Source organism: Sphingobium sp. BS19, from assembly GCF_027925545.1.
Classification (GTDB): Bacteria; Pseudomonadota; Alphaproteobacteria; order Sphingomonadales; family Sphingomonadaceae; genus Sphingobium.
In genome coordinates this window covers 220,322-242,165 of the sequence record NZ_BSEF01000001.1, presented here as the reverse complement: position 1 = coordinate 242,165, position 21,844 = coordinate 220,322, and the positions used below count along the sequence as shown (strand labels likewise).

General features: G+C 58.4%; 18 protein-coding genes and 1 other annotated feature. Of the genes, 8 read left to right on the top strand and 10 right to left on the bottom strand.

Annotated features, from left to right (window positions below; translation table 11 throughout):
* The first annotated feature begins 54 nt into the window (after window positions 1-54).
* Complete coding sequence (locus QMG56_RS01200; RefSeq protein WP_230189597.1) at window positions 55-498, top strand: pseudoazurin; 444 nt, start codon at window positions 55-57, stop codon at window positions 496-498.
* 115 nt (window positions 499-613) lie between these two features.
* Here the strand turns inward: QMG56_RS01200 and QMG56_RS01195 are convergent, their stop codons facing one another.
* Window positions 614-2,095, bottom strand: a complete 1,482-nt coding sequence (locus QMG56_RS01195) for a SulP family inorganic anion transporter (RefSeq protein WP_281820715.1) — start codon at window positions 2,093-2,095, stop codon at window positions 614-616.
* 67 nt (window positions 2,096-2,162) lie between these two features.
* Window positions 2,163-2,218: a sequence feature (sul1 is cis-regulatory element that is thought to sense ions involved in sulfur or methionine metabolism; They are found in Alphaproteobacteria), on the bottom strand.
* 232 nt (window positions 2,219-2,450) lie between these two features.
* Here QMG56_RS01195 and QMG56_RS01190 point away from each other — a divergent pair.
* Both QMG56_RS01190 and QMG56_RS01185 read left to right on the top strand, forming a co-directional pair.
* On the top strand, window positions 2,451-3,287 hold the full coding sequence (locus QMG56_RS01190; protein ID WP_281820714.1) for a transcription factor jumonji, JmjC: 837 nt from the start codon (window positions 2,451-2,453) through the stop codon (window positions 3,285-3,287).
* Window positions 3,288-3,469: 182 nt separating this feature from the next.
* The gene (locus tag QMG56_RS01185) at window positions 3,470-4,471 is read left to right on the top strand and encodes a GNAT family N-acetyltransferase (protein WP_281820712.1); all 1,002 of its coding nucleotides are present in this window, start codon (window positions 3,470-3,472) and stop codon (window positions 4,469-4,471) included.
* Window positions 4,472-4,516: 45 nt separating this feature from the next.
* Here the strand turns inward: QMG56_RS01185 and QMG56_RS01180 are convergent, their stop codons facing one another.
* The 9 genes from QMG56_RS01180 to QMG56_RS01140 all read right to left on the bottom strand — a co-directional run bounded on the left by QMG56_RS01180 (window position 4,517) and on the right by QMG56_RS01140 (window position 14,981).
* Complete coding sequence (locus QMG56_RS01180) at window positions 4,517-4,825, bottom strand: UvrB/UvrC motif-containing protein (RefSeq protein ID WP_281820710.1); 309 nt, start codon at window positions 4,823-4,825, stop codon at window positions 4,517-4,519.
* Entirely contained in the window at window positions 4,822-5,667 is an 846-nt protein-coding gene (locus QMG56_RS01175) for an oxygenase MpaB family protein (RefSeq protein WP_230189602.1), read from the bottom strand. The genes QMG56_RS01180 and QMG56_RS01175 overlap by 4 nt, the downstream gene beginning before the upstream one ends.
* A gap of 48 nt (window positions 5,668-5,715) precedes the next feature.
* Window positions 5,716-6,504, bottom strand: coding sequence for an SDR family oxidoreductase (locus QMG56_RS01170; RefSeq protein WP_281820707.1), 789 nt, complete (start codon window positions 6,502-6,504; stop codon window positions 5,716-5,718).
* Window positions 6,505-6,517: 13 nt separating this feature from the next.
* Window positions 6,518-7,705 carry a zinc-dependent alcohol dehydrogenase gene (locus QMG56_RS01165; RefSeq protein ID WP_281820706.1) on the bottom strand — a complete coding sequence of 396 codons (1,188 nt, stop codon included), beginning with the start codon at window positions 7,703-7,705 and terminating at the stop codon, window positions 6,518-6,520.
* Window positions 7,705-8,280, bottom strand: coding sequence for an SRPBCC family protein (locus QMG56_RS01160; RefSeq protein WP_281820964.1), 576 nt, complete (start codon window positions 8,278-8,280; stop codon window positions 7,705-7,707). The genes QMG56_RS01165 and QMG56_RS01160 overlap by 1 nt, the downstream gene beginning before the upstream one ends.
* 229 nt (window positions 8,281-8,509) lie before the next feature.
* Window positions 8,510-10,987 carry a DNA ligase D gene (gene ligD / locus QMG56_RS01155; RefSeq protein WP_281820704.1) on the bottom strand — a complete coding sequence of 826 codons (2,478 nt, stop codon included), beginning with the start codon at window positions 10,985-10,987 and terminating at the stop codon, window positions 8,510-8,512.
* 46 nt (window positions 10,988-11,033) lie between these two features.
* Window positions 11,034-11,933, bottom strand: a complete 900-nt coding sequence (locus tag QMG56_RS01150; protein WP_281820702.1) for a Ku protein — start codon at window positions 11,931-11,933, stop codon at window positions 11,034-11,036.
* A 240-nt stretch (window positions 11,934-12,173) separates the two neighbouring features.
* Window positions 12,174-13,562, bottom strand: coding sequence for a serine hydrolase (locus tag QMG56_RS01145; protein WP_281820700.1), 1,389 nt, complete (start codon window positions 13,560-13,562; stop codon window positions 12,174-12,176).
* A gap of 105 nt (window positions 13,563-13,667) precedes the next feature.
* A complete protein-coding gene (locus QMG56_RS01140) occupies window positions 13,668-14,981 on the bottom strand; it encodes a hypothetical protein (protein WP_281820697.1) in 1,314 nt (437 codons plus the stop codon).
* 325 nt (window positions 14,982-15,306) lie between these two features.
* Between QMG56_RS01140 and QMG56_RS01135 the strand changes: the two genes are divergently transcribed.
* From QMG56_RS01135 to QMG56_RS01115, 5 genes are all read left to right on the top strand, one after another.
* A complete protein-coding gene (locus QMG56_RS01135; protein WP_230189610.1) occupies window positions 15,307-15,693 on the top strand; it encodes a DUF6152 family protein in 387 nt (128 codons plus the stop codon).
* A gap of 72 nt (window positions 15,694-15,765) precedes the next feature.
* Window positions 15,766-16,536, top strand: a complete 771-nt coding sequence (locus QMG56_RS01130; protein ID WP_281820695.1) for a hypothetical protein — start codon at window positions 15,766-15,768, stop codon at window positions 16,534-16,536.
* Between the two features lie 54 nt (window positions 16,537-16,590).
* Window positions 16,591-17,922 carry a DUF4185 domain-containing protein gene (locus QMG56_RS01125; protein ID WP_281820694.1) on the top strand — a complete coding sequence of 444 codons (1,332 nt, stop codon included), beginning with the start codon at window positions 16,591-16,593 and terminating at the stop codon, window positions 17,920-17,922.
* Window positions 17,923-17,989: 67 nt separating this feature from the next.
* Complete coding sequence (locus QMG56_RS01120; RefSeq protein ID WP_281820693.1) at window positions 17,990-20,149, top strand: indolepyruvate ferredoxin oxidoreductase subunit alpha; 2,160 nt, start codon at window positions 17,990-17,992, stop codon at window positions 20,147-20,149.
* Window positions 20,146-21,717 carry an indolepyruvate oxidoreductase subunit beta family protein gene (locus QMG56_RS01115; RefSeq protein ID WP_281820692.1) on the top strand — a complete coding sequence of 524 codons (1,572 nt, stop codon included), beginning with the start codon at window positions 20,146-20,148 and terminating at the stop codon, window positions 21,715-21,717. The genes QMG56_RS01120 and QMG56_RS01115 overlap by 4 nt, the downstream gene beginning before the upstream one ends.
* Window positions 21,718-21,844 lie beyond the last annotated feature (127 nt).

The following is a 21,844-nucleotide window of genomic DNA, read 5'->3' as shown; positions in this document are numbered from 1 at the left end:
ATGCGTATCGAATTACGGCATCGGCCAGGGTGACCGACATAATGGAGAGAATATATGCGCTTTCAAACTGTTGCCGTCCTGATCGCTACACTTACGGCAATAACTGCAGTGCCGGTTAGCGCCAAAGACATCATAGTTCATATGAAAAACTCCGGTGTCGGCGGAGCAATGGTGTTCGAACCAGCCTTCGTTAAAGCGGCCCCAGGCGATACCATCTACTTCAAGCCTACCGATGTTGCGCATAATGCAGAAACATTGCCTACGATGCTTCCCACCGGCGCTACGCCAATGAAAGGCCTCATGAATAAGGAAGTCGCCATGAAGGTGACGAAAGTTGGCCTCTACGGTATCAAGTGCATGCCCCATTATTCCATGGGCATGGTGGCGCTGGTGCAGGTCGGCAAGGTGACCCCGGCTGACATCGCCGCAGCAAAAGCGGTAAAGCTGCCTCCCATGGCAGCGAAGCGGATGACCGCGATGTTGGCAAACGTCAAATAGGCGCGTGAGCACGTAATGGTGCAAATATCCGGCGCAAAGCGGACGATGGGAAAGGCGTGCATGCCGAACCCCTGCCCCATCGTTTCCGTTTCATTCTCGACACCTATAGCCTCAACTAAACTGTCGCCCCTCGAACCAACGGCGCGTGCCGGTCGACAAGGATCGCGCTGGCCTGGTTGAGTCCGATCAGTTCCACAATCGTACCGTGTCGGCGCATCTTGGTAACAACATCATCCAAGGCTCCCACAGCCGTGACGTCCCAAAGGTGAGCGTCCGTCAGATCGATCCGAACACGATCCGTCGTATCACGAAGATCGAATTTATCGGCAAAGATCTCCGCGCTGGCGAAGAAAATCTGCCCCGTGACGGTGTAGGTTCGGATGCCGGTTACAGGATCGAGATCGTCGTCGACGTGCATTAATTTCGTGACCTTGAAGGCAAAAAATACGCCGCTGAGCAGCACGCCTACCGCGACTCCAGCGGACAGGTCGTGCGTGGCGACCGTCACTGCAACTGTGGCCAGCATGACCACCCCCGAAACCTTTGGATGACGTGCCAGGTCCGCCAGCGAGCCCCACGAGAAGGTGCTGATGGAGACCATGATCATGATCGCAACCAAGGCTGCGACCGGCACCTGCGCAACCCATGGGCGCAGCGGGACCATGACGACAAGCAGGAACACCCCCGCAACCAGTGTTGAGAGGCGCCCTCTCCCGCCGTACCGCACATTGCCGACAGTTTGGCCGATCATGCCGCATCCCGCGATGCCGCCGAACAGGCCCGCCAAGAGGTTGGCAAGCCCCAGACCCGTGCACTCCCGCGCCTTCGAACTTGTCGTTTCCGTGAGGTCATCGACTACGCTGGCCGTCATCATCGATTCCAGCAACCCGACTGCCGCGATCGCGAAGGCGTAAGGCGCAACGATGCGCAGAGCCTCCAGAGTGAGCGGAAAATCGGGAAGATGGAAAGAGGGCAGCGATGCGGGCAATCGACCAAGGTCGGCCACGGTGTGGATAGGCATTGGAAACGCCACGCTGATGATCGTCAGAGCGACGATGCAGATTAGCGGAGACGGAATGGAGCGCGTCACGCGAGGGACCAAGTAGATTATGCCGAGGCCGAATGCGATCATTGCATAAGTATGCCAAGTCACTCCCAGCATCTGGGGTAGCTGGGCTGAAAAAATCAGTATCGCCAATGCATTGACGAATCCGGTTCGAACCGAGCGCGACACAAATCTGAGCAACACGTCCAGCTTCAGCAGGCCAAAAGCTATCTGCAGGATGCCTGCCAAAAGCGTTGCAGCCAGCAGATATTGGAGGCCGTGACTGTGGACCAGCGCTGCCACGACAAGTGCAACCGAGCCGGCTGCGCCAGAGATCATTGCTGGTCTGCCGCCAGCAAAGGCGATGACGATCCCGATTACGAAAGAGGCGAAAATTCCCACTTCCGGGTCGATGCCTGCGACAAAGGAGAAAGCGATGACTTCAGGAATCAGAGCGAAAGTGCCGACCATGCCAGCCAGTACATCTCGGCGCGCGCCGCTGGGACTGCTAAACCATTCGGCGCGATATCGGGCCAGGGAAGTGGTGTTCATATATATCTAATCCGCAGAAATCGCAGCAAGGCCGTCATCGCGGTTGCGTAAACAAAGGTGCGAAATGCGTTGTCCGGCGGATCGGCGGCCGGAATAGCCACCCGGAATTGCACCGGGTCCATACGAATGCGGGGTCCCTAACCCCGATATTGCGGCAGCGCAACATGACAAACCTTGTCCCGCAGCACTTTCCTTTTCAAGTGTGAACACTTGGCTTTGGGATTGCTGTTAGGGGAATCTAAGCGGAACGCACTTTGGTAAGGAATTGCACCAGAACGAACGTGCGGCACTTAACTGGATTTTCAGCCTTCAGCGGCAATGCTGAGTCAATTGCCCTCGCTGAAGACTTGCCGCTATGACCTTCCTCGCCCCGTCCAGTCTCGGCCCCTTCGCCAGTGCCTATCCTCTATCGCCAGCGATGCTGAAGCACAGCCTCGTGGATCAGCCCCTCTTATCATTGGATGCACTGGCCAAAGCGGCGCTCGAACTGCCGCCGCAATATGTCGAGCGGCGGATCTCGAACGCTGCGAACGGCGGCGAGTTTGCCATGGACCGATCAGACGACGCCGATGCGGCAAGCGTCATTCAATCTATCGGTACAAGCGGCAACTGGGTCATGCTCCGCTTCGTAGAGCAACTGCCCGCCTATCGTGAGTTGCTAGAAAGGCTGATGGATGAGATCGGACCCTCAATTTTTCCTGCGACCGGCAAGGGTTTGACCGTCAGAGGATTCATCTTCATTTCTTCGCCTGGTACATTAACGCCGTTTCACTTCGACTGCGAATATAACATCCTGTTCCAGATTGCGGGCGATAAGCAGTTTGCGACCTATCAACCCATTCCTCCTTGGTTACCGCTTGAGCGGCACGAGGACTATCATGGCGGGGGCAATAATATGCTGCCCTGGAACGACGCCTATGAAGCGGAGGCCAATATTCACGCGCTGCGGCCCGGCGATGCGCTTTTCGTTCCTTATGCGTCGCCCCATTGGGTAAAGGCGGGCGCGGAACCTTCAGTGTCTCTATCGATAACGTGGCAGAGTGAATGGAGCCAGTCGGTTGGAGACGCGCTGCAGATCAATCCGATGTTGCGCCGCTGCGGATTGCCGACCGGCGCCATACCCACATGGCCAAAGGTGCCGAAATGGCGTTCGCTCGGTTGCCGTGTGGCACGCAAAGCCGGTCTGTTATGAGTGCCTTGCCGCCCGCCAGCGCCTTTCGTGCGAGTAATAGCGATGAGGAGTTAGCGGTTGGTGCGAACCAGCTAAATGTACGCATGTTGCGTTACGCGGACCTAACAGCACACGATTGCGCGTGCTGGGCGGCATTGTCCGCACAAGCCGGTGCTGCCAATGTGTTTGTGCAGGATTGGTTTATGAAAGCCGCGCTAAGCCATTCCCATGATGGCAGTGACGCGATGCTTGTTGTCGTTAGCCATGGACGCGGGCGATGGCTTGGCGTGATGCCGCTGATTGCCGAACAACGATTTGGACGCTGGCCTGCACGCATATGGCGCAATTGGTCAGCTACCAACCAGTTTCTGGGGACGCCATTGGTTGCAGCGCAATCGGCGAAAATCTTCTGGGATAGATTACTTGCGTTCCTCGACATGCGCACCAGCGGCGAAATATTGCTTCATTTTGAAAGATTCGACGCCGACGATCCGGTCAGCATCGCTTTGTTCGACCTGTGCAAGCAGGAAGGGCGTGCATGTCACACCATCCAGTGCCTTGAGCGCCCCGCGCACCGCGCTGGCGAAGATGCCAAAGTGCGCGGCGATGCCAAAACACAAGGTCGACTGCGCAGCCTATCGCAGCGCCTTGAACGCGATCATGGTCCTGTGGCCATCACAATGCTCGATGCGGGTCAGCCCTGCGCTGCCTGGATCGATGCCTTTTTGGAAATGGAGGCATCCGGCTGGAAGGGCCGCATGGGCAGCGCGCTCCGTAGCGATCCAGCAACGGAAATTCTGTTTCGCACCGTCATCGAACGCGGCCATGCAAACGGCAGCACACGATTGTGCAGCTTGTCGGCCAATGGCCGGACCGTCGCCATGTCGAGTTGGTTTGAATCCTCGACTTGGGGCCATGGCTTCAAGATGGCCTTCGATGAAGAATATCGGGCCTACGCCCCTGGCCAGCTATTGATGCGGGACATCAGAAGTAGGATCGGACGTCAGCCCCATATGTCGTTCGACACCTGCGTACCGCGCGAAGCGAACAACTGTCATCGACTGTGGCGAGACAGCAGGAAGATCGTCGATGGGGCCATCGCGATCGGCTCCAGCCGGCAACGTCTTCATTTCGACGCATTGATCAAGGCTCGGGCAGTCTATGCGGCGGTCAAAACACATCTTGCCGGGCCGCACGCGCAGTAGCTGCAATCCGTCACGACGAACGATCCGGCGGCCCAAAACTCGGTTTTACTTGTCGCTGTTGCTGCCTTTGCCGCGCCGAGATCGCCCTTGGGTCATGAGATCCGGCTTCTTGGGCGGTGACCATCCGGGAGGTGGAGATGCACGTTGTCGGCTCGTCCCCAACCCCATGGCACCGGGCTTCTGACGGTCCAATCCCGTGGTATCGAAATCCACGGGCTGGGTTCCCGCCGGGATGCCGCGCAAAAGACTGATGCGGTCTCTCAGAGCCGCGGCAGTTTCAAAATCTCCACGACTAGCGGCCTCCTCCATGGACAGGCGCAGTGCTTCTAGGTCGAAGGTAACGGGTTTGGTCATTTGAACGCCCAACGCACTGTCTGGGCAACGCCGAACGTGCCTGCGCGGATGATCGGGCGCTCCAAAGGCGTTAGGTTAAGTCCGTGCATAACCTGCGCCCAATGTGGCAATAGGTCTACCGCCGCTTGAGCTGCCAACCTTCTTGGCATTTCCGCCATTAATCGGGTCGCACCTCCGTGCAGTATCAATCGTGCCACCGTCTCCGTTCTTGCATCAAAGTACAATTGTGGACGCATCTTTTCGATCAACGCACGCGCATGGGATCGGCAAGTGGGAACCGGGTCGGCGCCCATCGTGCCGCCGATCACCGCCATTTCCGCGAAATAGCGATTCTGGTCGTCCAAGGACATGCCCGGTTCACCATAGCGGATCCACGCGTCCAAGAAGCTGCTCGTTTCGGTAACATGGACCCAGGCAAGCAGCGCGGGATCATTGGCGTGGTAGGCAGTACCGTCAGGCAGAGCGCCCGTGACATGGTCATGCACGGCACGAACCCGCGCCATGGCAGCTTCCGCCTGCTGGCGATCGGCGTAGGTCGTCGTGGCGATAAAGCGCGCGGTTCGCCGCAAGCGGCCATGCATGTCGGCGCGGAAATTAGAATGATCCCACACCCCTGCCAGCACAGCCGGATGCAGCATCTGCATCAGCAGGCTGCTTATCCCGCCCACCATCATGGATGTGACATCGCCATGCACGCGCCATGCAGCCGACCCTTCGTCCAACAGAGCGTTGCTGCTTCTCGATACCGGCGTCTCCCTCTTTCTCCCATCGTTGAACAAACTGACCACCTGATGGCGGATAGATCGTTTGACGCGGTTGGATAGGAGGCGTGAAGTCAGCATGCCCACGCCAACGAACGGCTCTGACAAGCCGCTTGCGCAGGCCGTCTCCTAGTCATCGTCGCCCGACCCGGGTTCCGCCATTTTGCGATGCTGTTCCGCCAGAACCGCAGCCGGCGTTACGTGCGCCACTGCAGCCTGAATTTTGTTCTTCCATCCAGACACGATATGAGCCTCGCCCTTCATTAAGGCGTCCCAGCCATCGCGGGCGACGTCGGCCGGATCGCTTTTGCTTTCCGAGGAACCCACGCTGGTATCAAGCATATCGGCGCGATCGAAGAATTCGGTTTCCACCGGTCCGGGCATCAAGGTCGTGATGGTGACCCCCTTGTTTTCCTTGATCTCATTGCGGATCGCATCGGCAAAGCTGTCTACAAACGCCTTTGAGCCATTATACACTGCCTGAAAGCTGCCTGGTATAAAGCCAGCGATAGATCCGGTAATAAGCACTTTGCCTGCGTCGCGCGCGACCATCTCCTTCAAGACTTTCTGGAGCAAATACAGCGTGCCAGTGATGTTGGTGTCCACGACACGCCGCCAGTCAGCCACGTCCTGATCCAGAAAGCCGTGACCGAGCCCGCGCCCGGCATTTGCGCATAGCAGGTCGACTTTTCTGCCGTTTGTGGCAGCAAGGAGCGCATCGACGCCCTCCAATGTAGCCAGATCAGCCTCCAACGATACAACGTCGACGTTATTCTGCTTAAAGTCCTGCGCAGCGGCATCGATCAGCGGTTCGTCAGCAACGACCAGCAAGTCATAGCCGTTTTCTGCCGCGATAGAGGCCAGTTCGAAGCCGATGCCGGTCGAGGCGCCTGTAACGATTGCAAACTTGCCTGCCATGGTGCGTCTCCTATTATATCGCGGCGGCCAGACCGGGCTTCAGCACGATCTTGGTCACGTCATTCTGATTGTCATGGAACATCTTGTAACCCTTGGGCGCGTCCTCAAGGCTCATGCGATGGGATATGAGAAAGGTCGTGTCGATCTTGCCTTCCAGGATCGCGTTGAGCAGGGCAGGCATATAATGCTGCACGCTTGTCTGGCCGGTCTTGAGCGTCAGACCTTTTTCCATGAATGCGCCCAGCGGAAATTTGTCTACGAAGCCGCCATAGACGGCCGGCATTGACACGCGGCCGCCCTTGCGACAGGCATGGATCGCCTGCCGGATCGAATGGGTGCGATCGGTCCCCAGGAACAGCGACGCCTTAATCTGATCGACCACATTGTCGACGAAGAAGCCATGGGCTTCGAGTCCGACCGCGTCGATCACCGCGTCAGGCCCGGTGCCGCCAGTCATTTCCATAAGCGCTTCGTAAGTTTTTGATTCTTCGAAGTTGATCGTTTCCGCCCCGAATTTCTTGGCCAAGTCCAAGCGATGCGGGAAATGGTCGATTGCGATGACGCGGTGCGCGCCCATCAGGAAGGCGGACTGGACCGCAAACAACCCGACCGGGCCGCAGCCCCAGACAGCGACCGTATCACCCGGTTCGATGTCCGCATTTTCCGCAGCCTGCCAGCCAGTGGGCAGAATATCGGAAAGGAACAGCACCTCGTCGTCGTCCAAGCCATCAGGCACAATAATCGGTCCCACATCGCTGAACGGAACGCGGACATATTCGGCCTGCCCACCGGCATAGCCTCCCGTGAGGTGGCTGTAGCCGAACAGTCCCGACATGGGCTGGCCGTACATCTCCTGACCGATGTCCTGATTGTCAGCCGGGTTGCCATTGTCGCATGCGGAATATTGATGCTTGCCGCAATGATAGCAACTACCGCAGGCGATGGTGAAAGGCACCACGACCCGCTGGCCCTTTTTCAAGGTAGATTTGGCACCAGTTTCTACAACTTCGCCCATGAACTCATGGCCAAGAATGTCGCCTGCCTGCATGGTCGGGATATACCCGTCGTAAAGATGCAAGTCGGAACCGCAGATCGCCGTCGAGGTGATCTTGATGATAGCGTCGCGCGGGTTGAGAATCTCCGGATCATCGACCGTATCGACGCGGACGTCATGCTTACCGTGCCATGTAAGTGCGCGCATCAGGCGTTCTCCTCGTCGCGTTGTTTTTGTGTCCAGGCCGCCGTTGCGACCTCTCCGGTTTCCATCAATTGCTTGAACCGCCGCAAGTCGCGTCGCGCCTGGATGGCGGGCTCACGCTGGAACAGCTTGGCGATCACCTTGCCCACGACGCCGACGGGTGGGTCGTAGGCGATTGTCGCCCTGACGATTGTCCCGCGCTCCGCAGCATCCACAAATTCGATACGCCCGCTATTGGGTACGTCAGCGCCCTCAGCCGATGTCCAGGCGATCAGCGCACCCGGTTTCTCTTCGGTGATGATGGCATCCCATTCCACGGTTTTTCCCGCCGGTGCTTTAACCACCCAGTGGGATTTCGTGTCGGACAAGACGTCGATCCGTTCGACATTATCCATAAACGTGGGCAGGTTGGAGAAATCGCGCCAATAGGCGAACAGCTCTTCTCGCGGACGGTTGATCGTGACCGACCGTCCTATCAAGTCGTCGCCCTTAGGTTGGGTCAGGGCGGCGATCGCACTCGTACGTTCGTCTTTCAGCTTCGATGTTGCCGGGGGGGCTTCGTCTGTTGCCAGGGTCATGGACATTTCCGACTCCTCTGATGATGTCCGTGAAGCGCAGCCTCGACGCTACGCCTCCTTATGAGCGGACAACGCCTGGACGTCGGATAGGTCCAATCCTCATTTAGAAATCATATTAACCGACGTTAGGGCGGGCGTACGGATCGCACTCACCAACGCAAGGAGTGGGGCGGAGCGCGCAACACCTGCTATGTCTGCTGCGTCCTCCGCCAATCCAGTCGGGCCGTTTCTAGAGGTCAGGTAGACACTGATCGGCTCTGCCCCACTGTACCAAATCCTTGGAGGCCGCACGCTTCACCATCTCTGCCGCATCCGCAATATGCCAATGCGCTGGGCTATCGAGATTACGCAGTTCTTCCCAGCTTAGCGGCACGGCAATCGGCGCGAACGGCCGCGAACGCGCGCTATAGGGCATGACGGCGGTCGCCCCGCGCTGGTTACGCAAATAGTCGATGAAGATTTTGCCTGTACGCTTCGCCTTGGCCAGAGCTGCGGTAAACCGGTCAGGATCGGCCTGCGATAATGCAGTGGCGAAACGGTGCGCAAAATCCTTGACCTGCGGCCATTCCGCGCCTGGGGTCAGCGGCGCGATCACATGGACACCCTTTCCGCCGGTCACCATGGGAAAGGTGACGAGACCCATCTGCGCCAGCGTGTCTTTAAGATGAAAGGCAGCCGACACCACATCCTTAAATTCAAGCCCCTCATCGGGATCGAGGTCGAACACCAGCCTGTCCGGTTTCTCGACATCCTCGATACGGGCACCCCAACCATGAAATTCTATGGTCCCCATCTGGACGCACGTGAAGAGGCCGGCGGGCGCATCCACGAAAAGGTAGGATTCCTCCTCCCCATCCTTTTCGACGATGCGCACCTGCTTTACCGCTTTGCCAAAGCTTCCGGCGTCATGCTTCTGGAAAAAGCATTTCTTGTCGCGGCCCTGTGGGCATCGCACGAGGCTGATCGGTCGACTGCCTGCCCAAGGCAGCATGATATCCGCCACCGCCTCATAATAGTCGGCCAGATTGCCCTTCGTGATTTCACCCTCTGGAAATATCACCCGTTCGCGATTGCTGATTTTCACGCCGCTGGTGGCGGTGGGTCGGGTTACCTGCTCGACGGGCAAATCCACCTCAAGCACGACCGCTTCCGGCTTCTTGTCTTCTCGCAAACCCAGATAGCTCGAATGGCGCAGCACTCCCTCGTCCGTAAACTCTGCATAGGCGACCTCCGCAACCAGTTTGGGCTTGATCCAGTGCACTTGGCGCACGGCCGCAGGCGGTGCCTCGACTGTGGGTTGTTTCCGCGCAAGTGGCGCCATCAGCTCCAGCAGCCTCTCCATCTCGTCCGCAGAGAAGCCGGTGCCGACTTTCCCGGCGAAACGCAGCTTGCCCTTTTCATGGACGCCCAGCAGCAGCGATCTGAATCCGCGCTGCTTGTCCGATGGCAACCAGCCTACGATCACGAATTCCTGACGGCGGGTGCACTTGGTCTTGACCCAGTTTCCGGAGCGGGCGCCAGAATAGCGTGCATCGACACGCTTTGAGATGACGCCTTCGAGCCCCGCACTGCAGAAGCGTTCGAATAGCTGCTCCCCCCGCCCGACGATATGATCGGAATAGCGGATACGCCCAAGCCCGTCCCCGATCAGCTTGGCGAGCAATGTCTTGCGTTCGAGAAGGGGCCGACCGGTCAGATCCTCACCATTCAATTGCAAAAGGTCGAACGCCATATAGTCGATCCGGTCGGCGTCATTCTTAAGCGCCGCTTGCAATGCTTGAAAGCTGGTGCGGCCATCGGGTAGGATCACCACTGCCTCGCCATCGATCAGTGCGCTGGATGCCTCCAACTTTTCCGCGTCCGCGATCAACCCGGCAAAGCGATCGGACCAGTCGAGACCTGAGCGGGTATAGGCTTTTCCACCAGCGCCGCTCATGGCCAAAAGCGTGCGATAGCCGTCATATTTTAACTCATGGAGCCATTGTTTGCCCGCGGGTACATGGTCGACAAGCGTCGCGAGTTGCACCGGCCGGAAAGGCGGTGGAACGCCGCCCTTCGTCTTTCGCTGCACCGGACGCTTCGCTTTTTGGATTTTACGCTTGGGGACTTTTTTACCGGCGGCGATTTCTTCCATCGTCCTGCTGCTGTCGATGCTCGTAAGATGCTGGTTTACAAGATCGTCCGATCCCCCTGCAAAGCCATCGCTGACCTTGCGCAATATCCAGTTTTCACCCCGTTCTTTGCCGCGTGGCTTGAGCCGAAACAATATCCATTCGCCCTGCATACGATGGCCATGGAGAATGAAATGGAGATGGCCCTCTGGCAACGTCTTGCGTGGATCCTTGCCGGGTATCGACTCCCAGGTGCCATTGTCCCACAGCATCACCGTGCCGCCGCCATATTCACCTTTGGGAATAATGCCCTCGAACCGGGCGTAATCGAGCGGATGATCTTCGGTACGTACTGCCAATCGCTTGTCGTCGGGGTTTGGGCTTGGCCCCCGAGTGACGGCCCAGCTCTCAAGAACGCCGTCGAGTTCAAGGCGGAAGTCGTAGTGTAACCGCGACGCTGCATGTTTCTGAACGACAAAGCCGTTGCCGGCGGTCGGGAATTCTGCACCGGAAGGCTCTGCGGTGCGCGCAAAATCACGCTTTGCCCGATAGATGTCCAGGCTGTCTTTTGCAGGTTTGTCCTGAGCCTTCGCCATTCTGCTCGGTCCGCCTCTTTACCGCTTAAGCCCTAACTGCTGCCATTTACGCTCGTTTCCGGGCGGGTGCTTTGGTCGGTGTCTTGTCCGCCAAATTAACCTCTCGCTTGGTCGTCGCTTTGCCAGCGGGCTTCTTTGCTGAAGACTTGGCTTTGCTCTCTGGGCCGATGGATTTTTTCAGCGCAGCCATGAGATCGACGACATTCCCTCCCCTCGGGTCGCTGCCACCTTCATCGGCACTCTCGATGTTGAGCGTTTTGCCCTTCTTTTTCTGCTCGATAAGCGCCTTGAGCGCATCGACATAGCGATCATGGAAATCGCTAGCATCGAACTTGCCGGTCTTCTTGTCGATTAAGGTGGTGGCGAGATCGAGCAGTTCGTCGTCCGGCTCGTCATCACCGATTTCCCGGAAATAGCTTGCTGCCTTGTTGACTTCGTCAGCATAGCGCAACGTCTCCATCACCATTCCGCGACCGCACGCTTTTATACTGACGACATATTCCCGGCCGCGCATCGCCAGTTGGCCCAGCCCCACCTTTCGACTGCGCCGCAGCGCTTCGCGCAGGACAATAAACGCTTCTTCCGCAAGCTCGTCTGCGGGCACGACGTAATAGGGTTTCTCGAAATAGATCATATCGATGTCATGGGCGTCGACAAACTGCGTGAGTTCGAGCGTCTTCTTGCTCTCAAGCCTGACGCCTTCGATTTCCTTTTCGTCAAGCAGCACATATTCGCCCTTGGAATACTCGAACCCTTTGACGATATCGTCGAGATCGACCGGTCCAATGCCCGGCACCACCTTCTCATATTTGATGCGCTTGCCTGAAGGCTCGTGGATCTGATTGAAGGCAATCGTCGCGCCGCTTCGGGTCGCGGAATATATCTCGACCGGGATAGACACGAGCGCGAGCCGGATCTGGCCTTTCCAATAGGGTCGTGCAGCCATACCATCTCCTGTCATCCAATGGCGTAAACCCTTCACGCATTGACCCGTTCCGTGCCCATGATGAACCGGCAATGGGAAAGCTCTTTGTCTGCCGAGAGACGAGCAAAGGGATGCCTGAGCGGTAGGAGTGGGTCCGAAGCAGAAGCTGTGCATTCGGCCTTTCTATGATCTCACGTCGAGCCCGACCTTCTCAGATCGGCCTGTATCAACCGCGCGGTATCAGGGCGTTGCCGTTCCGAACTAAAGCGGTTGAGTCCATTCGCTTAAGGGGGAGATCTCAAGGTTGACGATCTTACCGGCACTGGTAAGCCCCAACTGAATATCGACCACGCCCTTGGTGTAGCGCGCACGATAGCGGTAAGTGGTTTCACCGCAGCTCGGCGACTGGTCGAACAGCGCGAATTCGGTAAGCTCCCCCAGATTGGCCAATATTGCGCCATATAGCGCAGTCAGTTCGTCAAAATCGAGCTTTGCGAACTTCGTGAAATCGGTAGCGCGCGCACGCCCTTTTGCTAAATCCTCAATGAAAGAGCGCGCTTTGAGGGTGGTAGAATCGACATCGGTGCGCGGAGTGGCTGGCGGCAACGCAAGCGAAGGATCGGTCAATCCGGCGATCGTGCGTGCGACGCGCTGCACATCGGCTTTCTCGCCGTTGGCGTAGACAACAATGGCAAGGTCTCGATCAGGGTATCGCAATGTATACCCCTGAAACCCCTGCCAACTGCCGAGTTGCCCCCAGGCTTTCTGCGTTCCGCGCATGCTGACAGACCAGCCGGGCACATAGGCGCAGGTCGCGCCATCTCCCAGACGCGCTTGCCTGGCCAATATATCCCATGATTGCGGGCTAAGCAGGCGGCGTTCCGAAACAGCTTGTGCCCAAACCGCATAATCGAGCGCTGAAAGATAAAGCGAGCCATCGGCTGTCGAATTAGCGGTTGGCGATACCCATTCCGCGTTACGCATCCCAGATTCGCGCAACTCATAGCCTGCCGCGCGATTGGGGATTATAGCCATCTCGTCAATTTTGCGTGCGCCGTTCATGCCGAGCGGTGTGAAGATGCGGTGCGCCATGAAGCTCGACCAATGCTCGCCCGTCACTTCCTCGATAACGAAGCCGAGCACGATATATCCCGCATAGCTGAAGCGCCAATGGGCTCCGGCTGGAAAATTAAGGTCCTCCGCCGCTATGATGGCTAGTAACTCTGCATTCGTATAATCTGTGCGAAAATCGCCATTGGGCGTCGCAGGCAGGCCCGATGTGTGGTCTAGCAACTGACGGATCGTCACCTTGCCCCATTTCGCAGGTGCCTTGGGCAGATAGCGCAACACAGGCGCATCCAGTTCGATCTTGCCATCCTCGACCAGCAGCATGACCGCCGCCGCCGTGAACTGCATGCCCGTGGCCGCCACCTTGAAGAGCGTATCGGCATGGACGGGCACGCCATGCTCAATATTGGCTTTGCCAAAGCCCTGCACGCGCGCGATGCGCCCGCGATCGACCACCGCCACGGCGACACCTGCCGTATTGCTCCGCGCCATTTCCTGCGCGACCAGAGTTTCGACAGGATCAGCCCATGCCGCGCACGGCATCAGGGCGGACAAAGCAACGGCCAGACTGAGTGTTTTCATGCACAAAATGTGCAGAGGATCACCCCGCGCAACCATTGCCAAAACGGCCAGAAGCTTACTCGTAGCGGACAGGGGAGCCAACGCCTGCACCGCGCCACATCATCGCTATTCTGCCGACGCTTTTCTGCTGTCGAAGGGCCTATATGGCGCCACGTCTCCTGAACTATCCCAGATGCCCGCCCCCCGCAGGGCCCGGTTAAACAATTTGGTTGCGCCTATGTTGACGTTCTTGATGGTCCTGACGCGATACAGCACCTCAAATCCGCTTAGCCGTTTGGCAGGATCGTACCCCAGAGTCTTCATTTGCGCCAGATTCCCGCTCAGCAATGCCGCTTCCTTAAGCCCTGCTTCGCCAATGCTTGCGATCACGAGCAAATGATTGCCAGCGGGACCAGGGCTGCTTGCCAGATAGGCAAAATCTCGCCGACCGATCCGCTCATCGGTGAGGATCATACCATCCGATTGATAACGCTTGGCGCTTACCCGGTCAGTAAGGCCATCGAAGCCGGGATCGATCTGGAAACCGGACGCCTCCTCGAGCGGATCACGCAAGAGGGCCGGCATGCCGCTAAACTGGCCAACGTAGATGATATCTGAGGATTTGAGCATTTCCGGCGTCAATTGCGACGCAGGTATCAGCTTGACGGACTTACGGCGCAAAGTGGGCAACTGATTGAGGGTGGCGCGCAGGGATGACAGCGCCTCGATCGTGCCGCCTGACACGAATTGCTGGTTATAATCGACCACGGCATTAGCCTGCGATGGATCTAGCATTTGCAACACCGTCAGGTCTTCACGGGTCGGTACTGATTTATCCCAGACCAGTTGCGGCTCGCCATCAGGTGCGGCGGATGCACCATTGATTTTGGCGAACAGATAATAGTCCCCTACGATTACGACGAGCGGTCGCTCGCTTTCGCTCAGCGCTTGCCACAGGGCTGTTTGCGCCAGCGCGGGCGGCGCGCGATCCACCCAACGCCAGCCGAGCAGCAAAACGAGTAAAATGGCAACGCCCGACAGGATAACGATGCCGAGCCTGCGCCGCCGGGCCGCTACGTCCACAGGAACGCGTGGCAGGGCAACGGATTGTGCCCCCGCATCGCTTCGCTCGATCAGGCGTACGCGATACTCGCCAACGGGTATGTGCAGTTTCGGGCCGGTCGCATTAGCGAAAACTGTCTCGAGTACTTTGCGTAGCCGATGAACATAGACGCGGACATTAGGATCCTGCCCACCCGTCAGCGCATCTTCCGCGCTGAAAACATCTGCCGCAATCTGCTGCTCCGATGGTGTTTCGCCCATGAGGCTCTTGGACAGCAAATAGTCAAACAGCCGGAGCAGGCGATCCGAGCGGCTTGCCTCAAGCGCGGCGCGCGCAGCACCAGACGCTTCAACAAGACCTGGATGGCGCTCGTGCAAGGCAGATGGTTTCACAGGATCAGAGGATTGGTCCACAATTCACAGATCGCAACAATGGGGCCGCTTGGCAACATTAGACAGCCAACAGAGAAATAATAAGGTCAAGCGTAAAACCCTTGTAATATCGCTGATATTTCCGTCGCTTGTAACGGTTTCACAACTGTAATCGCCTTCGCAGCGTACCGCACGCAAGTTACGTTATTCCATTATAGTTACTCACCGCGCGAGCACAAACGTCACTCAAGATACCTAACTGGCCGTCAGGTTCGGCAAACGTATCCGGCGACGAATCTGGGACCGCGGGCACGAATAAGGAGACGGGTATATGAAACGTTTTGGACATATCGCCGCGAAAGCGATCACTTTGTGCATGTTTGGAGCCATATTGGCCGGTCCAGCACTCGCGCATCATTCGTTCGCGATGTTCGATCAGACGAAAGTTTTAAAGAAGACCTCAGTTACGATTTCGCAATTTCGCTTCACCAACCCACACTCCTTCGTTGTGGTTAATGTGCAGGAGGGACCGAAAGTTACCCGCTACGTGTTCGAGTGCAGCAGCGTGAACATGATGCGCAAGGGCGGCTGGGCCTTCAACTCGCTCAAGGCTGGCGACAAGGTGGACCTGAGCTTCTACCCGCTGCGCAATGGCCAGCCAGGCGGCATGCTCAACACCATCAAGTTGCCGGACGGGCGTACGCTGAGCGGTTGGTAATCCAGCACCACTCACCCAATTGACATAGAAAATAGGCCTGGCTGGCGCACCCAGCCAGGAGGGAGAATGGGAATGCGCAAACCGAAACTTGCACTGCTTCTTGCAGCAGCACTCGCCTTTACGGGCTTTAATCTGGCTCCCGCCGCAGCGTCAGCGAACGAGCCTGACATCTCTGGCGTATGGGAAATCTATCCCGATCCTTTTGCGGGACAGGAGCTTTCGTTTCTCGAGCTCCCCGTGCCGGGGAACGGCCCGAAGCTCAAGGAGCCTTATGCGACTGAATGGAAGAAGCTGCGCGCTGAGCGAGAGGCGCTCATCAAGGCTGGCAAACCGCGAGTAGACCCCAGTACGCAATGCCTGCCAGAGGGTATGCCGGCGATAATGGGCGCGATCTTCCCGCTCGAAATTCTTCAGACGCCCGGCCGGGTTACGGTTCTCGCTGAATTCCTGACGCAGACACGGCGCATCTACCTCAACCGGCCCATGCCCCCGATCGAGGCGCTCAACCCTAATTATTACGGCTTCTCCGTCGGCAAATGGGAAGGCGATACATTAGTGGTGACCACCAAGGGTGTGCAGGAAGGCGCGCACTTCTTCGAGATTCCCTCCAGTAGTGAAATGGTCATAACCGAGCGGATCCGTCTGACCGGACCCGATCTGCTGGAAGACGCCATCACTATCACTGATCCGCAACGGCTGCTCGAACCCTACACCTTCACCTACGGTTACAAGCGGAACCCCGATTACCAAATGGAGGAATATTTCTGCGATCGGGAAGATCCGCTATTCAAGGTGGGCGCTGACGGCACCGTCGAGATGAAGACAGGCAACGAAATCAAGTAAGCCTATTCGGGGGCTGTCGCATCACCGCGCGGCCCCCGCTCCCGGAGATTGCAGATGAACCGCAGACGCGACTTCCTGCGCCAGAGCCTGGCGTTTGGCCTTACCTCGTGCGTCGCCGGCGCAGGTATACCCCCCGCTCTGGCAGCTCCGTCGAGACGCGGTTCCTCTTCAATTGGACACGTCGTGCCCGCCAAAGGCACCGTCACTCGGCTGGGCGGGCTGGGCGATGGATATAAGATGACCGTGGTGGGCGACGGTCGCCAGATCGTTGTCGTGAACGATGGCCCCGGCTGGGTGCCGCCGCCTGCGACATTCTTCAGCACGCGGTTGTGGACGGTCGATGGCCCACCGCAGAGCGCCCGGTTCGCGCAATTGGCAGGCTATCCTATCATGGACCGAGCCACCCATCCCGAAGGTGCGCCGCATTATTATGGCCACGGCGTGATCGCGATTGGCCAGAACATCTATCAGGCTCTCGCCACGCTCGATCATGCCGAGGATCGCCCCCGGCGCTGGACGGGCGCAAAGCTCATTCATTCGCCGGATGGCGGTGCGACCTGGCGTAATGGGGATGGGTCAAGCCCCGTCGTATGGGAGGATTGGAGCGCGCAATCACGCGAGCGTTTCCCCTTCTTCAATGAACCGGACGGTTGCTTCTCGCTGCTGGCCTTTCTTCAGCAAGGCGGCGCGAGCGGGGCTGATCGTGATGGCTATGTCTATGCTTATGGTCTGAACGGAAGTGTCGATGGGTTGATGAATCAGCTCATGTTGTTCCGCGTCGAAAAGGATCGCTTACTTGATCGCAGAGCATATCGTTTCTTTGCAGGGCGCACGCGCGGTGGCGGAGCACAATGGTCGGCAGATATTGCCAGCCGCCAGCCGATCCACAGCTTTCCGCTTGGTTGGGTGAACAGTGCCAATCTGTTCCCAGGCGATCTGGTGGTCGAATCCTGGCTGCCGAGCGTGGTGTGGAATGCGCCGCTGGGGCTTTATATGATGGCCAGCGCCGGGATCGGTTGCGCGCCGGACGGTACGGCCTTTGGTAAGCCGAGCTATCTTGGCTTGTGGGTAGCGGATCATCCCTGGGGTCCGTGGCGCCAAATCCATGAGGACAAAGCCTGGCTGCCCGATGGGGACTCTGCCGCCCGCGCCTATGCGCCGCAAATTGCGCCGGGCTGGCTGGCCCCCGATGGTCGATCCTTCTGGCTCGTCTGGGCAGATCTGGCAGGCCTGCGCGCGTTCGGGCGAGATGAAGCGCTTGTCGATGCGGAGATGAGCAAGGCGCGCGATGCCTCGGAAAAGACCGTCATCGAGGCCGAAATCCTGCGTCGTTACATGCCCGGATTCGCAATGAATGCCCAACGCATCGACCTCGTGCAGGGCTAAATAATCATCTGGTTGACTTAATTTACCTCTAAATATATGCATATGCATAGAAACTAGGGGAATTAAGATGGCAGAACGGTCCTTCGCCAAAGAAGTTGAACATCTTCGCCTCGGCGAGGGAGAGGTGTTCAAGGGTGAAGCCATATTGGCGATCACCAAGGGCCTGTTGCAGGCCGGTGTCTCTTATGTCGGTGGCTATCAAGGCTCGCCCATCTCCCATTTGATGGACGTTCTGTCCGACGCGCAGGACATTCTGGGCGAACTGGGCGTCAACTTTCAGAGTTCAGCGAACGAGGCAACGGCGGCAGCCATGCTCTCGGCCTCGGTCATGTATCCGCTACGCGGCGCGGTGGCGTGGAAATCCACGGTCGGCACCAATGTCGCGTCTGACGCGCTGGCCAACCTCGCCTCTGGCGGCGTAACCGGCGGCGCAATGGTCATCATCGGTGAGGATTATGGCGAAGGCTCCTCGATCATGCAGGAGCGCACGCATGCCTTCGCGATGAAGTCGCAAATGTGGCTGCTCGATCCGCGGCCCGACCACGCACAGATCGTCGACTTTATCGAGAAGGGCTTCGAGCTCTCCGAGGCATCGAATACTCCTGTGATGCTCGAAGTGCGGGTTCGCACGTGCCACATGCACGGCAGCTTCGTATGCAAGGATAATGTCCGCCCCGCCTATACGCTGGACGATGCGCTGAACACGCCACGCCGCGACCTTGGACGGATCGTCCTCCCGCCTGCGGCCTATGAGCATGAGCAGGAGAAGATTCGCCATCGCTTGCCCGCAGCCATCAATTTCATCCGCGAGAACAAGCTCAACGAATTTTTCGGTCCGGATGAGGGCAAGGTTGGCATCATCCTGCAGGGCGGCATGTACAACAATGTCATCCGCGCCTTGCAGTATCTTGGCCTGTCGGATGCCTATGGAAACACCAAGGTTCCGCTCTATGTGCTCAACGTCACTTATCCGCTGATCGACAGCGAGATCGAGGCGTTCTCGCGCAACAAGGATGCGGTGCTGATGGTCGAGGAAGGCCAGCCCGAATATCTGGAGCAGGCGCTCAATACCGTGTTGCGCCGGTGCAATGTTGCGGCGCGGATCCATGGCAAGGATGTGTTGCCGATGGGGGGCGACTATTCGGTCGAGGCCTTGCTGGGCGGGTTCGAGGCCTTTTTCGAGACGAATGATCCACGGGCGCTCGGCAACCGCCCTCCCCGCCCCGACGCGCGGCCTGTGTTGGCGCTGGCGGCTGTAGAGCACCTCAAATCGGTCGTTCCGGCTCGCCCGCCGGGGCTATGCACAGGCTGCCCGGAAAGGCCGATCTTCGCCGCGATGAAGATGGTGCAGGAAGAGTTGGGCGAGCATCATGTCTCCGCCGACATTGGCTGCCACCTCTTTTCTATCCTGCCACCCTTCAACCTCGGTAACACGACGATGGGCTTTGGCCTTGGCGCCGCATCGGCATCGGCGTTCAGCCGCAGCACCGGCAAGCGCTCTATCGCGGTGATGGGCGATGGCGGCTTCTGGCACAACGGCCTCACCAGCGGCATCGGCAATGCCGTGTACAACAAACATGACGGCGTTTTCCTGATCGTCGATAATTTCTATTCCTCCGCGACAGGCGGGCAGGACATTCTCTCGTCCCGCGCACCCAACAAGACGCGGAAGACCAACAACCCGATCGGCAAAGCCGTGCGCGGCATCGGCGCGACCTGGGTGCGCGAAGTCGACCGCACATATGATGTCGGCAAGATGAAGCGCGTGCTGACTGAAGCCCTCACCACAAAGGAAAAGGGCCCTAAGATCATCATCGCGTCATCCGAATGCATGCTTAACAAGCAGCGCAGGGTGCGACCTCTGGAGGCCAGGGCGGTCAAAAATGGCGTGCGCGTTATCAAGCAGCGTTTCGGCGTGGATGAAGATGTGTGCACGGGCGATCACGCCTGCATCCGGCTTTCCGGATGTCCGTCGCTCTCGGTCAAGCATCTCGACGATCCGTTGCGCGACGACCCGGTTGCCGCCATCGACAATAGCTGCGTGGGCTGCGGCAATTGCGGTGAAGTCTCCGAGGCGGCAGTGCTTTGCCCCTCCTTCTACCGCGCGGATATCATCCACAACCCCAGTTGGTGGGACAAGTTCAAGGCGAAAAGCGCTTTGGCCTTCATCGGCTTCCTGCAGGCGCGTCGCGACCGTCGCCGCGTAGTGCTGGAGGCAGTGGCATGATACGCAATGAAACAGTGAAGCTTCCGCTTGCACCGGGTGGTCCGGCGACCGAGCGACCGATCTCCATTGCCATCGTTGCGATGGGTGGCCAGGGCGGCGGCGTGCTAACCGGCTGGATCGTCAAGCTAGCCGAGGATGCGGGCTGGGTCGCCCAGTCAACCTCCGTGCCCGGCGTGGCGCAGCGCACCGGCGCGACCATTTACTATGTGGAAATGATGCAGGCGAGCGGCGGACGCTCGCCGATCCTTGCGCAAATGCCGACCCCAGGGGATGTCGACGTCGTCATCGCATCGGAGTTCATCGAAGCAGGTCGTTCGATCCTGCGCGGGATCGTTACCCCGGAACGTACGACGCTCATCGCATCGAGCCACAGATCCCTTGCGATTGGCGAAAAAAGCGCACCCGGCAAGGGGATTGCCGATAGCGGTGCAGTGACTGACGCGATCGGCATCACCGCCAAGCGCAGCATCATCTTCGACATGAATGCGCTCGCAGCCAAGCATGGCAGCGTCATTTCATCCGCCATGTTCGGTGCGCTGGCTGCGGCTGAAATATTACCCTTCCCCGTCGAAGCTTATCACGCCGTCATTCGTGGCGACGGCAAGGGCGTGACGGCGAGCATCGCCGTCTTTGACGCCGCCTTCGCCCGCGCGAACAACAATGCGGAGAACGTAACGCCCCTTCCCGATCCAGTGCCAACGAAGCAGGTTCGGAGTCCCTCCGCGCCGATGCAGCCGCGGGTTGCCGCCTTGGTCGAGCGGTTGCAGGCCAGCATCCCGCTAAAGGCCCAGCCGATGGCACGCGCCGGGCTCGCAAAGGTACTGGACTATCAGGATCTTGATTATGGCGTGGAATATTTGACCACGCTCGAGGCGATTCACCGGATCGACGTTGAGCTGAAGGGGGAGAGCAAGGGCTTTGCGCTCACCCTCAATGCCGCCAAATACATCGCCAATGCGATGACTTATGATGATGTGATCCGCGTCGCTGACCTCAAGACGCGTTCAGCGCGTCGCCAGCGGATCGGCGATGAAATCGGTTTGCGGCCAGATCAGCTATTCGAGACGACCGAATATATGCATCCCCGTATGGAGGAAATGGTCGGGCTGGTACCTGTCCGGCTCGGCGAGTGGCTCATGCGACACGAGCGCGTCTATGCCTGGTTAGACCGGCGGATCAGCAAAGGCCGCCGCGTGCGCACCTATTCGCCAGGCTGGTTCCTGATGCTCTATACGCTTGCCGGCATGCGCCGCATGCGCCGTGCTTCGCTGCGCCACGCCACCGAGACAGCGCATCGCCATGACTGGCTAAAACTCGTCGCCGACCTGACCCCAAGCAATTATGCGCTTGGCGTAGAACTCGTGAAATGCCAGCGCCTTATCAAAGGTTATTCCGATACGCATGCGCGCGGTGTCTCGAAATTTGGCAGGGTCACCGACGAAATCAAATTATTGGCGCACCGCGAAGATGCGGCAGACTGGGCCCGGCGGCTACGCGAAACTGCCATTCGCGATGGCGAGGGTGGCGATCTGGAAGGCCTGATCAAGACCATCCGTTCCTTCGCATGATTGCACTTGCCCCCTCGCCCGGCAGACCGCATTACGCGGCGAACAAGGGGTAATTGAAGCGCGGGCAGCATCCGGGCTTGGACAATGAGGATGTGATGGCGCTCATCAGGCTAACAAGGTTTTGCCG

Coding starts and splice junctions, on each gene's coding strand:
- QMG56_RS01200 (WP_230189597.1), top strand. CDS start 55: ATGCGCTTTCAAACTGTTGCCGTCCTGATCGCTACACTTACGGCAATA.
- QMG56_RS01195 (WP_281820715.1), bottom strand. CDS start 2,095: ATGAACACCACTTCCCTGGCCCGATATCGCGCCGAATGGTTTAGCAGT.
- QMG56_RS01190 (WP_281820714.1), top strand. CDS start 2,451: ATGACCTTCCTCGCCCCGTCCAGTCTCGGCCCCTTCGCCAGTGCCTAT.
- QMG56_RS01185 (WP_281820712.1), top strand. CDS start 3,470: ATGAAAGCCGCGCTAAGCCATTCCCATGATGGCAGTGACGCGATGCTT.
- QMG56_RS01180 (WP_281820710.1), bottom strand. CDS start 4,825: ATGACCAAACCCGTTACCTTCGACCTAGAAGCACTGCGCCTGTCCATG.
- QMG56_RS01175 (WP_230189602.1), bottom strand. CDS start 5,667: ATGCTGACTTCACGCCTCCTATCCAACCGCGTCAAACGATCTATCCGC.
- QMG56_RS01170 (WP_281820707.1), bottom strand. CDS start 6,504: ATGGCAGGCAAGTTTGCAATCGTTACAGGCGCCTCGACCGGCATCGGC.
- QMG56_RS01165 (WP_281820706.1), bottom strand. CDS start 7,705: ATGCGCGCACTTACATGGCACGGTAAGCATGACGTCCGCGTCGATACG.
- QMG56_RS01160 (WP_281820964.1), bottom strand. CDS start 8,280: ATGACCCTGGCAACAGACGAAGCCCCCCCGGCAACATCGAAGCTGAAA.
- ligD (WP_281820704.1), bottom strand. CDS start 10,987: ATGGCGAAGGCTCAGGACAAACCTGCAAAAGACAGCCTGGACATCTAT.
- QMG56_RS01150 (WP_281820702.1), bottom strand. CDS start 11,933: ATGGCTGCACGACCCTATTGGAAAGGCCAGATCCGGCTCGCGCTCGTG.
- QMG56_RS01145 (WP_281820700.1), bottom strand. CDS start 13,562: ATGAAAACACTCAGTCTGGCCGTTGCTTTGTCCGCCCTGATGCCGTGC.
- QMG56_RS01135 (WP_230189610.1), top strand. CDS start 15,307: ATGAAACGTTTTGGACATATCGCCGCGAAAGCGATCACTTTGTGCATG.
- QMG56_RS01130 (WP_281820695.1), top strand. CDS start 15,766: ATGCGCAAACCGAAACTTGCACTGCTTCTTGCAGCAGCACTCGCCTTT.
- QMG56_RS01125 (WP_281820694.1), top strand. CDS start 16,591: ATGAACCGCAGACGCGACTTCCTGCGCCAGAGCCTGGCGTTTGGCCTT.
- QMG56_RS01120 (WP_281820693.1), top strand. CDS start 17,990: ATGGCAGAACGGTCCTTCGCCAAAGAAGTTGAACATCTTCGCCTCGGC.
- QMG56_RS01115 (WP_281820692.1), top strand. CDS start 20,146: ATGATACGCAATGAAACAGTGAAGCTTCCGCTTGCACCGGGTGGTCCG.